Raw genomic sequence first — 13,995 nt, 5'->3', positions numbered from 1 at the left:
TAATGGAATGGAACTTATTGCTGAGGGCAGACGTATAACTACGGTGGGCTTTAGTGCAAGGAAGGTAAAGTAGCATTCCTTCGGAATTCTTTGAGGAGGATTAAGAGATGAACATTGCGTTTTTTTTACTTCCGAAGCAGGAGGTCGCATGTGTTACCATGGATTCGACGCTGCGGCAGACCCTGGAACGGATGGAGTTTCACCGCTATACAGCAGTGCCGATCCTGAACCGCAACGGAGAATATGCGGGAACGGTTACAGAAGGTGATTTGCTCTGGTATATGAAGGAGTCGGGCGGCGCGGTCACCTTTGAGAATGCTTCCAAATTTCTGCTTAAGGATGTCCCGCTGCGGATGAACAATCTGGCGGTCTCGATTGATGCGGATATGGAAGATCTGATTAATTTGGCCAAGGTCCAGAACTTTGTACCGGTGGTCGACGACATGAAGCGGTTCATCGGCATTGTACGCCGGAGCCAGATTATTGAATACTGCGAGAAATTTGTCTCACGGCAATCGCTCGAATCGTTATAAGGTACCAAGGCCTGTATTTCCGGCGAAGCGGAATGCGGGCCTTTTTTAAAAGATGGAAGGCGGTATTCAGGGGCGGCAGGCGTCCGTGTGGCTCGGAAATTTTTATGCTATAATGGAGAATAATGCTTTTTGCCGGAGGTAGAGAGACAGTGCCCAATGTGCCGAAGGATCTGGATGTGGCCAAACGCGCCAAGGTAATTGAGTGGTTAAAGACGGAAGTTATTGATCAAGTCTCAAGGTTATTCAAAGCGCTGTGGGAAGGCAGTACCACGCGTGTCGGCGACAGTCTGGCCAGCCTGATTATGAGCTCGTACATCTTGGGGCGCAGACTCGGTATTCCTTATCGCGAGCTGGATGATTTACTGCTGGAGAAGCTGCGAAAGCATAGGCAGGAGGGCCATCAGCTCGAAGAATGGTACCAGGATATATCTGCATTAGAAGAACATATGCGTAAGAGGTGAATACTGTTGAAATTTCGCTGGACATCTGTGGCTTGGAGCGTAGCTTATCTGTTGCTGCTGTTATCCCTGTCAACCCCGCTGCTAATTATTACAACATTCTTTATGATTATTCCGGCCATAGTGCTCTTTACGACCCTTAACACCAAGCAGTTCATTCTGCATCTGTTACCGGTTCTGCTGATTGTGGGCCTGATTACCCCGATGTATATCCTGATTGCGGCTTATTTCTTAATCCCGGCCCTTGTGATGGGACGATGGTACAAGAAGCGTGCTTCAGCGATTTCTACACTAATTGCCGGTATGGTCGCTATACTAGCTGAATTCCTGCTGATCCTGCTGATCAGTACGACGTTCCTTAAGTTCAATTTGTACGACTACGTCTATGATGTTCTGAAGACCTATGCAGACTGGCTGGCAAGTATGGGGGCAAGCAATCCGCTGCTGTCCGAGATCGCCCTCTCCTCTGATCAGATTGGCCAGATGAGCTGGCTGACGATCCAAGCGATACCGATGACGCTGATCCTCAGTGCGTTCGTGATTGCGGTCATTACCCATTCCATTGTCCGCCCTATTCTGAACAGTATGGAATATGCGGTGCCTAAGCTGAAGCCGGCGCGGGAATGGAGACTGGCCAGATCGTTCATCTGGTATTATCTGCTTGGCGTCGTAATCAGCCTGCTGTTCGGCGGTGCCGACAGCGGCTTCATGCTAATGGTCTCGGCCAATCTGCTGCCGCTGCTGCAGATTGCGTTCAAGATCCAGACCATCGGCTTCCTCTTCTTCCTGGTGCATGAACGGAAGTGGAGCAAGATCATCGCTCTTCTGCTGGCAATCCCTGTTATTGCTCTGCCGGGATTCTGGATTATTGGTGTGGTGGACCTGGCGTTTCCGCTGCGGGAGCTTGTGAAGAAATCGAAACGATAGGGTGAGGGCTCATGCCAAAATTTCTGCAAAGACGCTGGCACGGCTATCATACCGTGTGGGCGTTCTTACTGCTGCTGGTCCTGATTATAGTAGTCAGTATCTATAACTGGGTCCTCGGAGTTTCCAGTCTCTTCCTGGCCGGCACATTGTGTTTCACCATGCTGCAGGCCGAGCTGTCGTTCCGCCGCAACCTTGTAGATTATATCAACGGCCTGTCCTTCCGCATCAAGCGGGTGGAGGGGGAGGCTGTAAGCATGCTTCCGCTCGGGATTATCCTGTACAGTGAGAGCCGGGCGGTGGAATGGCATAACCGGAATGCCGGCCAGATCTTCTCCCGCAAGTCGCTTGTGGGTGAAGATATGCAGGAGCTGATGCCGGAGGTTATGGCTTCTCTGCAGAATCTGCCGTCCAAGCGGGAACCGGTTAAGGAAGGGGTATTGAAGGAGCAGCGCCATGAGCTTACGGTGGATGACCGCTATTATGAGGTTGTAGTGATTCCAAGCGAACGGCTGCTGTATTTATTCGATATTACCGAGCTTGTGGTGCTGCGTGAGCGGTATGAGGAAGAGAAGCTGGCGATTGGAATTGTCATGATGGATAATCTGGATGAGGCCGCCCAGGGGATGGATGATCAGCAGCGTACTTCGCTAATCGCCAAGGTTGCCAGTGAGATTACCGAGTGGAGCAAGCAATTCGAGGTATATCTGCGCAGGTTGTCTTCCGAGCGGTACCTGATGCTGCTGAACCACCGCAGCCTTCAGGCCCTGGAGGAGAGCAGGTTCGTGGTGCTGGATGAGGTCCGTGAGATGACGGCAGACCTCAAGGTGCCGATGACGCTGAGCATAGGCCTTGCCTACGGCTCGGAATCGGCCAGTGAGCTGGGAGCGCTTGCCCAGTCGAGTCTGGACATGGCGCTCGGCAGAGGCGGGGACCAGGCCGCTGTGAAGGCGGGCCAGCGGCTCTCCTTCTACGGCGGCAAGACCAATGCCGCCGAGAAACGCACCCGCGTCCGGGCGCGGGTAATCGCCCACGCCCTGCGGGATCTGATGCAGGAGAGCGACCGGGTGCTGATTATGGGGCACCGGATACCGGATATTGACGCGGTGGGAGCGGCGATTGGCCTGCTTAAGGCGGCACAGATGTACAATGTGGAAGCCAGCATTGTGATGGAGACGCCGAATCCTTCGATTACCCGGATGTTGGAGGAGATCCGCAAGGATGAGGCGCTCTACAAGACCTTCATCACGCCAGAGCAGGCTCTCCAGATGATGACGGAGCATACGCTGCTCATTGTTGTGGATACACACAAGGCTTCCATGACTATGGAGCCGAGGCTGGTGCAGGTTGCCAGCCGGATTGTGGTGGTTGACCATCACCGCCGGGGTGAGGAGTTCATCAATGACGCTGTGCTCGTGTATCTGGAGCCGTATGCGTCATCGACCTGTGAGCTGGTGACGGAGCTGCTGCAGTACATTCATGACAAGATTAAGCTCAGCCCGCTGGAGGCCACGATGCTGCTGGCCGGGATCACGGTCGATACGAAGCATTTCGCGCTGCATACAGGCTCGCGGACCTTCGAGGCCGCCGGATTCCTGCGCCGGGTCGGGGCGGATACGATTCTCATTCAGCGTATGCTGAAGGAGGATCTGCAGGAGTACATCTCGAAGGCGGAGATTATCAAGCATGCGCGCATGGTGTATGACCAGATAGCACTGGTGGTCACACAGCCCGGGATGAAGATCCCGCAGCTGCTGATCGCCCAGACGGCGGATACGCTGCTTGGGATGACGAATGTGGTGGCGTCCTTCGTCATCAGTGAACGTCCTGACGGCCTGATCGGCATCAGCGCCCGTTCTCTGGGTCGGATGAATGTGCAGGTAGTCATGGAGAAGCTGGGCGGCGGCGGACATCTGTCCAACGCGGCTGTACAGCTTGAAGGAACAACCAAAGAAGCGGAAGCCAGACTGCTCGCAGTGCTGGCCGAAATTGAAGCGAAAGAGGGGTTATTTGAATGAAGGTCATATTCTTGAAGGATGTTAAGGGTCAAGGCAAGAAGGGGCAGGTTAAAGAGGTGTCGGAGGGCTATGCAGCCAATTTCCTGCTGCCGCGCGGGCTGGTTCGTCCGGCTACAGACGGTAATGTGAAGACACTGGAGAACCAGGCGGCAGCCGAACAGCGCCGCAAGGACCAGGAGAAGGAGGAAGCGGTACAGCTGGGCAAGAAGCTGGATGAGCTGACCCTGACTCTAAAGGCCAAAGCAGGCGAAGGCGGCCGTCTCTTCGGCGCTATTACCAGCAAGCAGATCGGCGAGACACTGGCAGCTACTCAGGGCATCGTCATCGACAAGCGCAAAATTGAGCTGAGCGATTCGATCCGCCATGTAGGCACATTCCAGGCAACAGTTAAGCTGCATACTGAAGTAAAGGCTAACCTCACGGTTCAGGTAACGGAGGAGTAGGATGGGTGGAGATCTCTTTTTCGATCGGGTTCCCCCGCAGAATCTGGAGGCAGAACAGGCCGTACTGGGTGCAGTTCTACTGTCGGATGAGGCGCTAATTACCGCGATGGAGCGGGTGAATACCGAAGACTTCTACGACAAACCGCATCAGATGATATTTGAGGCGATGGTGCAGCTCGGAGAAGAGAGCCAGCCGATTGACCTGATTACATTGACATCCCGGCTCCAGGATAAGGGGGAGCTTGAGGATATCGGCGGTGTCAGCTATCTGGCGAAGCTGGCGCATGCGGTGCCGACTGCGGCCAACGTCGATTATTACGCCCAGATTATTGAGGAGAAGGCGATGCTGCGGCGGCTGATCCGCACAGCCACGCAGATTGTCAGCGAAGGCTATACCGGCGGCGAAGACGTAGGCATTATGCTGAGTGACGCCGAGCGGCGAATCCTGGAGATCTCGAACCGCCGCAGCGGCAGCGGGTTCATTGCCATCCGCGATGTGCTCATGCAGGTATTCGACCGGGTCGAGCTGCTCCATCAGAATAAAGGCGGAACCTCGGGGATTCCAACCGGGTTCGTTGACCTGGACCATATGACGAACGGCTTTCAGCGCAATGACTTGATTATTGTGGCGGCCCGTCCTTCCGTCGGGAAGACGGCCTTCGCTCTGAATATCGCGCAGAATGTGGCGGTGCGGGCGAAGGAGACGGTAGCCATCTTCAGTCTGGAAATGTCGGCGCCCCAGCTGGTTCAGCGTATGATCTGCGCAGAGGCCAATCTGGACGCCAATATTATGCGTACCGGTGATTTCAAGAGCGATGATGACTGGTCCAAGCTCACGATGGGCATCCAGTCGCTGTCCGAGTCCGAAATCTACATCGACGACACTCCGGGCATCACAGTTACCGATATCCGGGCGAAATGCCGCCGGCTCAAGAAGGAAAAGGGACTCGGAATGATTGTCATCGACTACCTGCAGCTGATCCAGGGCCGGGGCAAGGCCGGCGAGAACCGCCAGCAGGAGGTATCGGAAATCTCCCGTACCCTGAAGCAGATCGCCCGTGAGCTTGACGTTCCGGTTATTGCCTTGTCCCAGCTCAGCCGCGGTGTGGAGCAGCGCCAGGACAAACGGCCGATGATGAGTGACCTTCGTGAATCAGGCTCTATCGAGCAGGATGCCGATATCGTAGCGTTCCTGTACCGTGATGATTATTACAATCAGGATACCGAGAAGAAGAACATTATCGAAATTATTATTGCCAAGCAGCGTAACGGTCCGGTAGGGACGGTGGAGCTTGTGTTCCTCAAGAACTTCAACAAGTTCGTCAACTACGAGCGGGCCCATGCAGAACCGTTTGCAGGTTAGGCAAACTTCGCACAATACACGAACGATCGCACATTTCAGTCTGTGATCGTTCGTTTTTATTTGACTTTAAAAAGTGCCGCTGTTACACTGATTATTGTGCTTTGGCGGCCTGCCCGCCTGGTGTCCGGAGGGCTGCGTACAAGATGAAGCGCGTACAGAGCCCCTATGATAAGCGGAAAAATAATGGTGCTTGCTAGCACCTACGGAGGAATGTACATGTCAACGGTAGTCGTCGTGGGAACACAATGGGGAGACGAAGGCAAAGGCAAGATCACGGATTTTCTGGCGGAAAGTGCAGATGTGGTCGCCCGGTATCAAGGGGGTAACAATGCCGGTCACACGATTCTGATTGACGGAAAGAAGTTCAAGCTGAGCTTGATTCCATCTGGTGTATTTTATAAAGAGAAGACTTGTGTTATCGGCAACGGAATGGTCATTAACCCGGAAGCGCTGATCCAAGAAATTAATTATATTCATGACAATGGCTTCGATACGAAGAACTTGGTAATCAGCGATCGAGCGCATGTCATTATGCCTTATCATATGGTGCTGGATGCGCTTGAGGAAGACCGCAAAGGCCCGAACAAAATCGGCACAACACGCAAGGGGATCGGCCCGTGCTACATGGATAAGGCTGCCCGTAACGGCATCCGGATTGCTGATCTGATGGACGCTGAGGAATTCGAGCTGAGACTTCGTCCATTGATGGAAGAGAAGAATCAGGTGATCACTCAGGTATACGGCGCTGAGCCGCTGAATGTGGAAGAGATTCTGACCAAATATCTGGAGTATGCAGAAGTGCTTCGCGGCTATGTAACCGATACTTCGGTGGTACTGAATGATGCGATTGATGCGGATTCCCGGGTGCTGTTCGAAGGCGCGCAGGGCGTGATGCTCGATATCGACCAAGGAACTTATCCGTTCGTTACTTCATCGAATCCTTCGGCTGGCGGCGTCTGCATCGGTTCGGGCGTGGGCCCGTCCAAGATCAAGCAGGTTATCGGTGTGGCGAAGTCTTATACTACCCGCGTAGGAGACGGCCCGTTCCCTACAGAGCTGAACGATGCGACCGGTGATTATATCCGCGAGACCGGGCATGAGTACGGAACCGTAACCGGACGCGCCCGCCGCGTAGGCTGGTTCGACAGTGTGGTTGTGCGTCACGCCCGCCGCGTCAGCGGAATCACCGGCCTATCGCTGAACTCGCTGGATGTCCTGAGCGGTCTTGAGACTGTGAAGATCTGCACCGGCTACAAGTACCGTGGAGATATTATCACACATTACCCGGCAAGCCTGAAAATGCTGGCAGAGTGTGAAGCGGTCTACGAGGAGCTTCCAGGCTGGAGCGAAGACATCACTGGGGCGAAGACGCTGGAGGATCTGCCGGCCAACACACGCAAATACGTGGAACGTGTATCGGAGCTGACGGGGATTCCAATCTCGATCTTCTCTGTGGGCCGCAACCGTGAACAGACTAATCAAGTACTGCCAATCTATATCTAGGCTGAAGCAGAACTAAATAGATACGTATAGGAGCAGGGGCCTCGGTGAGGCTCCTGTTTTTGTTTTGTCAGGATTATTGTTCAGCAGGTAATCAGCTTTAATGTGCTTCGGGGACGTTTCCCGGACGTTGTTCTAGTCAATACTGTGAGAATGGGATCATAGCGAACCGATTCTTCTGAGGTTGAATAGAGCAGGGTGTAAGGGAGTGATGTTGGTGAAAATAGTGAAGCGTGCGCTGAGCATCTGCCTGATTGTGGTGCTGGCGAGCGGCCTGTCCATGCTGACAACGGCCTATGTGGTGAATACGTATATCCAGTCGGTGCTGGCCAGCTTCGATATCAAGCTGGACGGGCCGGGGCCGGGAATCGGCGGCTTCGTGAAGAGTCTGACCGGTATGGGAGGCAGCGGGGCTGCCCCCAAGGAGAATTCCAAAGCGGCCTCAAACGAGACTAAAAACTCCACCAAGGAGGCTGATTCAAGCAAGACGGAGGTAGAGAAGAAGGACAACAGTGGCGGAAAAGCCGGGAATCTTCAAGAGAAATCGGTAGACGAGACGGTGCCGGATAATGCACTGCCTGTGATGGGACAAGCCGCTTCGGGAGAAGAACAGAGTGAGCAGGGGCTGGACCAGAATCTGGTGATGACGCCGGAGGCTATGAATGATCTAAAGGAGAACCTGCCCGCTAATGCGAAATCCAATATCTTCAATATTCTGATGAATAAGCTTCCCCAGGAGGAGATGATCAAGATCTCCGCTGCCCTGGAAGGCGGCTTGACAGAGAGCGAAGTAACGGAACTGCAGGGTATCATTGCGAAGTACGTAGATGAGGATGAATATAAGGCGCTGATGAAAATGCTTACACCAGATAGCGGAGGGACGAATCAGAATTAAAAATTGTCATTTTTTGGACACGAATTCGCCGTTTAAAACGCATATTTTGGGAATAAACCCGCGAAATTGGCGGGTTTTGCTATGGGAGCAAAGTTGAAATTTTTCTTCAGGCTATGGTACAGTAAAAAAGGACTAATAAGGGTTAATATTTTGTAACCTTTATCGTATGCGTCATACAGTCATATTCGTACTCATGCAAATCGGATGCACGAAGCATATACATTCTTGTTTTTACAGCCGAAAGGGAGAGTTTCATGAAAGGATTTAAGTTTATACGCCAGATGGGGAACCTGCGGAACCGTGCAGAAGCATCCGCAGGATCTGGTGCTGCAGGTGAACAAGGTAAGGATGCAATAACTTCGGGTGAACCCCGTGTCTTTCAGCCGGAGATGAAATCCCGCCGCCGGCGTTCATGGATACTGGCTTCTGCCGGTCTGGTTCTGCTGACCACCTTCCTGGTGGGGGCACAGAAGAAGCAGGTAGCAGCGAATACAGTAACCTATTACAAAGTGCTGGTGAACGGTGAGGAGATTGGAGCGCTGAACCAGCAGGCGGATTTGAACAAGCTGTTCGAGGAGAAGAGACGGGAATATCAGCTCAAGTATCCTGACTCTGTGATGGTGCTACAGACCGGCGGTATTACGACCGAGGCCCAGCGGGCTTACAAGCCGGAGATTAACAGCGAGGCTACACTGGACAAGCTGGATGGTATGCTCAAGGCTTATGCCGTAGGCGTACAACTGGCTGTGGACGGGGAACCACTCGGGATTGTGAAGGATCAGGAGACGGCGGCGGCGGTGCTTCAGGCCGTTAAGTCGCATTACGCTCCGCAGAAGGCGGCAGCTCCGGGTGCGAAGCTGAAGAAGACAGCGGCCAAGGCGGGAGCTGCTGGTTCAGCCGCCAATGATCAGGTGGAGTCAGTCAAGATCCGGGAGAAAGTTAATATTGTTCCGGTGAAGGCAGATCCCAATAAGGTGCTTAGTGTAGAAGAGGCAGTGAAGGTGCTGACCGAAGGCAGGGAGGCGCCGCTGCGCTATGCGGTTCAAGAAGGCGACACAGTCTCCGCTATTGCTTCCCGGTTCAATATCACTCAGGCGGAGATTTTCCGCAATAATCCCGAGGTGAAGGAGCTTAGTCTGCAGATTGGGGATGAATTGCAGCTAACGGTGCCACAGCCTGACCTAACGGTCGTGACCGTAGAACAGGTAACCGAAGAGGTGGTCACGGAGCCTGAGGTTATTATCCGCAAGAGTGACCAGCTGCCGGCAGGCAAGCGGAAGGTAGTCCGCCCCGGACAAACCGGGCTCAAAACGATGAAGTACAGGCTGACCAAAGAGAACGGACAGGTGGTTCAGGAGGAATGGCTGGGCCAGAGCGTAGTGAAGGCTTCTCTGCCTGAAGTAGTCTATTCCGGCACCAAGGTTGTAGGTGAAGGAACAGGAATGTTCGCCTGGCCGGTTAGCGGAGCGATGATCTCCAGCAGCTACGGCGAGCGTTGGGGACGCACACACAAGGGAGTCGATCTGGTATCGGGCAACCGCACGATCAAGGCTGCGGATGCTGGGACGGTCAGCTTCGCTGGTGTGCAGAACGGGTACGGCAATGTGGTGATCGTTAACCATAACAACGGATACGTTACGTACTATGGGCATTTAAGCAGTATTTCGGTCTCTACCGGACAGAAGCTGGGACAGGGCAGCCCCATCGGAATTATGGGCAGCACCGGGCGCTCGACGGGGACGCATCTGCATTTCGAGATCCGCAAGAACGGGACGGCCATCAATCCAATGAAATACCTGAAGTAATGGATAAGAGCTAGACCACCATTCTATAATTCTTCTCTGCCGTCCGGATCATTTCGGGCGGTTTTTATTTCTCTTTGAACTGGCATCTTATATAGATGTGACGCTAAGGCAGGTATGTTAAAATAAAGGAATCAGGGTTTCGAGTATCGTTAGAAAGGTGAAGCTGAGCATATGCAAATGGGAACGATTCTTGTAGTGGATGATGAACAACCTATTGCTGATATATTGAAATTCAATCTGGAAAAAGAGGGCTACGAGGTCATCTGCGCCTTCGACGGCAACAGTGCGGTGGAGCTGGCTCTGTCCAAACGCCCCGATCTGATGCTGCTGGATCTCATGCTGCCCGGCAAGGACGGAATGGATGTCTGCCGTGAGGTGCGCTCTGCCCATCTGGATATTCCTATCATTATGCTTACCGCCAAGGATGGGGAGATTGATAAAGTGCTGGGTCTGGAGCTTGGTGCGGATGATTATGTGACCAAGCCGTTCAGTACCCGTGAGCTGCTGGCCAGGGTTAAGGCCCAAATGCGGCGCCAGCATAAGCCGTCCCCGTCGGAAGCGCCGAGTGAGACAGTGGAGAGCAAGCAGGGGGTCTATCATTTCGGATTATTCATTGATACGGATATGTACATGGTCTACAAGGATAGTGAGCCGCTGGATCTGACACATCGTGAATATGAGCTGCTCTATTATATGATCCGCCATGCGGGCAAGGTAATGACCCGGGAGCATCTGCTGCAGGCTGTGTGGGGGTTCGAATATTTCGGCGATGTGCGGACGGTGGATGTGACCATCCGCCGGCTCAGAGAAAAAATTGAGGAGAATCCCAGCAAGCCGGAGTATATTCATACCCGGCGCGGACTCGGTTATTTGATGCATAGCCCCAAAAACGGAGGGTTGTAATGAAGGCACTGTCCTTTTTCCGGACGATTCAGGCCAGGCTTATCGTAATCTACGTGCTGCTGATTCTGATTGCGATGCAGCTGATCGGCGTATACTTTGTCAGCTCGATGAAGAACTCGCTGACGGATAACTTCACCAAGGATCTGAAGGCCCGCGCCGAGATGCTCTCGATCCTCACCGCTGACAAATTCGGCAGTGAGACAGGAACAGCCGATGAGGAATCGGCGGTAGAGAGCCTGCGCGGCATGGTGAACAATCTGTATATCAACGGTGCGGAAATTCAGGTGCTGGATGCGAGCGGCAAGATTATTACCACCTCGATCCCTTCACAGAATGACTATGTCGGCCAGCGGAACACGCAGACCGTGGTCAGCCGCGCCTTGCAGGGGATCAGCGATAATGAGGAATATATCATCGCTGATGATAATGTGCGCAAGAAGGTAGTGGCGAAGCCGGTAATTTCCGGTGATAAGGTGGTAGGCGCCATCTATATAGCTGCCGATATGAAAGACTTATATGCCACCATGAGCCGGATTAACAGTGTGTTCCTCTCAGGGCTGCTGCTGGCGCTGGCGTTGACGGCCGTACTGGGTGTCATTCTGGCCCATACGATCACACATCCGATTAAGGAGATGACCAAGCATGCCACGGCTGTGGCTGAAGGGCGCTTCAACCGGAAGGTACCTGTGTTCGGCAATGATGAGATTGGCCAGCTGAGCCAGGCCTTCAACTATATGACGGACCGGCTGCGCGAGGCGCTGCTGCAGAACGAAGAGGAGAAGGAGAAGCTGTCGTCCATTCTCGCCAATATGAGTGACGGTGTCGTAGCCACAGACGAGAGCGGCGCGGTGATTCTGATGAATACGCGCGCTGCCCTGATGCTAGGTGCGGAAGGACCGCTTCCGGCAGGAGCCTCGCTTGGCGGGCTGTTGGGTCTGGAGCCTGAGCAGTCTGTCTCGGTGACCCAGGGCGTTCCCCAGTCGGCTATGCTCCATCTGTCTCCTATGGTCGGCGAGGATCCCAATATTGTGCGGGTGACCTTCACCCCGATTCACCGCCGCGAAGGCGGACGGATCGCCGGGACGATTGCAGTGCTGCAGGATGTTACGGAGCAGGAGAATCTGGAGGAGTCCCGCCGGGAGTTCGTGGCGAATGTGTCGCATGAGCTGCGGACGCCGCTTACGACGATCAAGAGCTATGCGGAGGCGCTGGATGACGGAGCACTTGAAGATCCGCAGCTCGCCGTGCGGTTCGTCGGCGTTATCCGCAATGAGACGGAGCGCATGATCCGGCTGGTTACGGATCTGCTGCATCTGTCGCGGCTGGATTCTAAGGAATCCAGCCTGCGCATTCAGCAGACGGATATCACCGAGATGCTGGAGGATGTGGCGGACCGCTTCTCCTTCCAGATCCGCCAGAAGCGGATTCACATCAGCACCAGGGTGCGTAAGGATGTCGCTACAGCCTGGCTGGACCGCGACCAGATTGATCAGGTGCTGGGCAATCTGGTCTCCAATGCCCTCAAGTATACGCCAGAGGGCGGGACAATCCAGCTGGAGGCGCATAAGAGCGAGGACGGCATGCTGGCCGTGTCTGTCCGCGACTCCGGTATAGGGATTCCGAAGAAGGATATTGAGCGCATCTTTGAACGCTTCTACCGGGTGGATAAGGCACGCTCGCGGAACATGGGCGGAACAGGTCTGGGGCTGTCCATTGCCCGGGAAATTGTCAAAGCCCACGGCGGCTCCATCTCCCTGCAATCGGAGCTGAATGAGGGCTCGCTGGTCACATTCACACTGCCTTTGATGAAGCAAAGGGGGAGTGAGGCGTGAAGGAGAGAATCAAGTCTTGGATGCTGGTTCTGCTTATACTCGGAAGTCTCGTGGAGAGCTATTACCTGATCTACAGGCTGCCCGGCAGTGATTCGGCAGTGTTGTCGAAGACCTTATATGTGAAGACGGATAATATGGGACTGAAGGAAAAGGTGGAGAACCTGCTCTACCCCGATAAAATGATTATTCATATGGGCGGGGACAAGCATACACTGTTCTACCCCAGCTCCACCTTCTATAATCTGATTATGAACCGCCTGAAGGGACGCAGCTTCGAGAGCTTCCAGCGGCGGTCCGTACAGGATTTCGACTGGGACAAGATCCGCAGCGAGAATCCGGGCATTGAGCTGTCGTTCGGGGCAGGCATTCCGGTAACGCTGCTGCAGCGGGTCATGCAGATCTCGCCGGATTCGCTGTTCGAGGGGGAGAGCATTGACCGGATCTGGATCTACAATATCAAAAATGACTCCAAAGCCCATGTCATCTTCTTCAGCACACGCGGGGATATTGTGTACGAGGCGGCCAAGGCCGATCTTACGGTTCAGGATGTGCAGCAGCATGTGGACTTCGGCAAGAATCTGACTCTGTATACAGCCGTGAACGGTGAGTATTATGTCCCTGAGGCGGATGTTCCGCTGGTTAAAGTCGTGATGCCTGCGGGTATGTATACCATTGAGCAAATGCAGAGCAATCTGTTTTTCGATGCAGGCAATACAAGATACATTCCTGAGAAGGACGGTTCCAAAATTTACACGGACAGCAAACGCAGTCTGCAGGTGGACCAGGAGCAGAACTGGATGAGTTATAGCGACCCGGCTGCACTGCCGGATGGCGACAGCACACCGGCAAAGGATGCGCTGGAGGCGGTGGAATTCGTCAATAACCATGGCGGCTGGAACGGAACCTACAGGCTGGCTGCTACGGAGGAGGGCCGGCAGGACCGCAAGGTTTCTTTTCAACAATATTATGGCGCTTATCCGTCCGGCTCCTATCCGATCATGAGCAATCCGCAGCTTCAGTATGGCGTAATTCATCTGGAGCTCCAGCAGGGAACGGTCTCTTCCTATGAGCGCTCCCTGATGTATACGAATGAGGAGAAGTCTGAGAAGACCATTGTCGAGCTGCCCGGCGGCGAACTGCTGAAGCAGCGGCTGGCGCAGATCGGCAGCTCCTTGCGGATTATTGAGCTTACGCCTGCTTATATGCCTGCGCTGGCCGGGGAGAAGCTGCAGCTTCATCCCGTCTGGCGGGTTACGCTTAGCGATGGCAGTGAGCTTACATTGAATTAGGGCGGAGTTAAGCCAAGCGGACAGAATACCGA

At 54.0% G+C, this 13,995-nt stretch carries 12 protein-coding genes; all 12 read left to right on the top strand.

The window, feature by feature from the left end:
• The first annotated feature begins 107 nt into the window (after positions 1–107).
• The 12 genes from NYE26_RS31160 to yycH all read left to right on the top strand — a co-directional run bounded on the left by NYE26_RS31160 (position 108) and on the right by yycH (position 13,963).
• On the top strand, positions 108–533 hold the full coding sequence (locus tag NYE26_RS31160; RefSeq protein WP_036728036.1) for a CBS domain-containing protein: 426 nt from the start codon (positions 108–110) through the stop codon (positions 531–533).
• 158 nt (positions 534–691) lie between these two features.
• Entirely contained in the window at positions 692–994 is a 303-nt protein-coding gene (locus NYE26_RS31155) for a MazG-like family protein (RefSeq protein ID WP_179090524.1), read from the top strand.
• 6 nt (positions 995–1,000) lie between these two features.
• Complete coding sequence (locus NYE26_RS31150; protein WP_036728034.1) at positions 1,001–1,918, top strand: DUF2232 domain-containing protein; 918 nt, start codon at positions 1,001–1,003, stop codon at positions 1,916–1,918.
• 11 nt (positions 1,919–1,929) lie between these two features.
• Positions 1,930–3,933: a DHH family phosphoesterase gene (locus NYE26_RS31145; RefSeq protein ID WP_339252631.1), complete on the top strand. Its 2,004-nt coding sequence runs from the start codon at positions 1,930–1,932 to the stop codon at positions 3,931–3,933.
• The gene (gene rplI, locus NYE26_RS31140) at positions 3,930–4,376 is read left to right on the top strand and encodes a 50S ribosomal protein L9 (protein ID WP_036728030.1); all 447 of its coding nucleotides are present in this window, start codon (positions 3,930–3,932) and stop codon (positions 4,374–4,376) included. The genes NYE26_RS31145 and rplI overlap by 4 nt, the downstream gene beginning before the upstream one ends.
• Before the next feature lies 1 nt (position 4,377).
• Positions 4,378–5,739 carry a replicative DNA helicase gene (gene dnaB / locus NYE26_RS31135; protein WP_036699821.1) on the top strand — a complete coding sequence of 454 codons (1,362 nt, stop codon included), beginning with the start codon at positions 4,378–4,380 and terminating at the stop codon, positions 5,737–5,739.
• Positions 5,740–5,955: 216 nt separating this feature from the next.
• The gene (locus NYE26_RS31130) at positions 5,956–7,242 is read left to right on the top strand and encodes an adenylosuccinate synthase (protein WP_076081902.1); all 1,287 of its coding nucleotides are present in this window, start codon (positions 5,956–5,958) and stop codon (positions 7,240–7,242) included.
• Positions 7,243–7,456: 214 nt separating this feature from the next.
• The gene (locus NYE26_RS31125; RefSeq protein ID WP_036728087.1) at positions 7,457–8,134 is read left to right on the top strand and encodes a hypothetical protein; all 678 of its coding nucleotides are present in this window, start codon (positions 7,457–7,459) and stop codon (positions 8,132–8,134) included.
• A gap of 254 nt (positions 8,135–8,388) precedes the next feature.
• Entirely contained in the window at positions 8,389–9,939 is a 1,551-nt protein-coding gene (locus NYE26_RS31120; RefSeq protein ID WP_339252627.1) for a M23 family metallopeptidase, read from the top strand.
• A 171-nt stretch (positions 9,940–10,110) separates the two neighbouring features.
• Positions 10,111–10,842: a response regulator YycF gene (gene yycF, locus NYE26_RS31115; RefSeq protein ID WP_036728027.1), complete on the top strand. Its 732-nt coding sequence runs from the start codon at positions 10,111–10,113 to the stop codon at positions 10,840–10,842.
• Complete coding sequence (gene walK, locus NYE26_RS31110; protein ID WP_036728025.1) at positions 10,842–12,674, top strand: cell wall metabolism sensor histidine kinase WalK; 1,833 nt, start codon at positions 10,842–10,844, stop codon at positions 12,672–12,674. The genes yycF and walK overlap by 1 nt, the downstream gene beginning before the upstream one ends.
• A complete protein-coding gene (yycH, locus tag NYE26_RS31105) occupies positions 12,671–13,963 on the top strand; it encodes a two-component system activity regulator YycH (RefSeq protein WP_339252624.1) in 1,293 nt (430 codons plus the stop codon). Before walK ends, yycH begins: the two co-directional genes overlap by 4 nt.
• Positions 13,964–13,995 lie beyond the last annotated feature (32 nt).

The organism is Paenibacillus sp. FSL P2-0136 (genome assembly GCF_037975325.1).
In the GTDB taxonomy this organism is placed as follows: Bacteria; Bacillota; Bacilli; order Paenibacillales; family Paenibacillaceae; genus Paenibacillus_AQ; species Paenibacillus_AQ silagei.
Note: the sequence above shows the minus strand (reverse complement) of the source record. Positions and strands in the feature narration are given on the sequence as shown.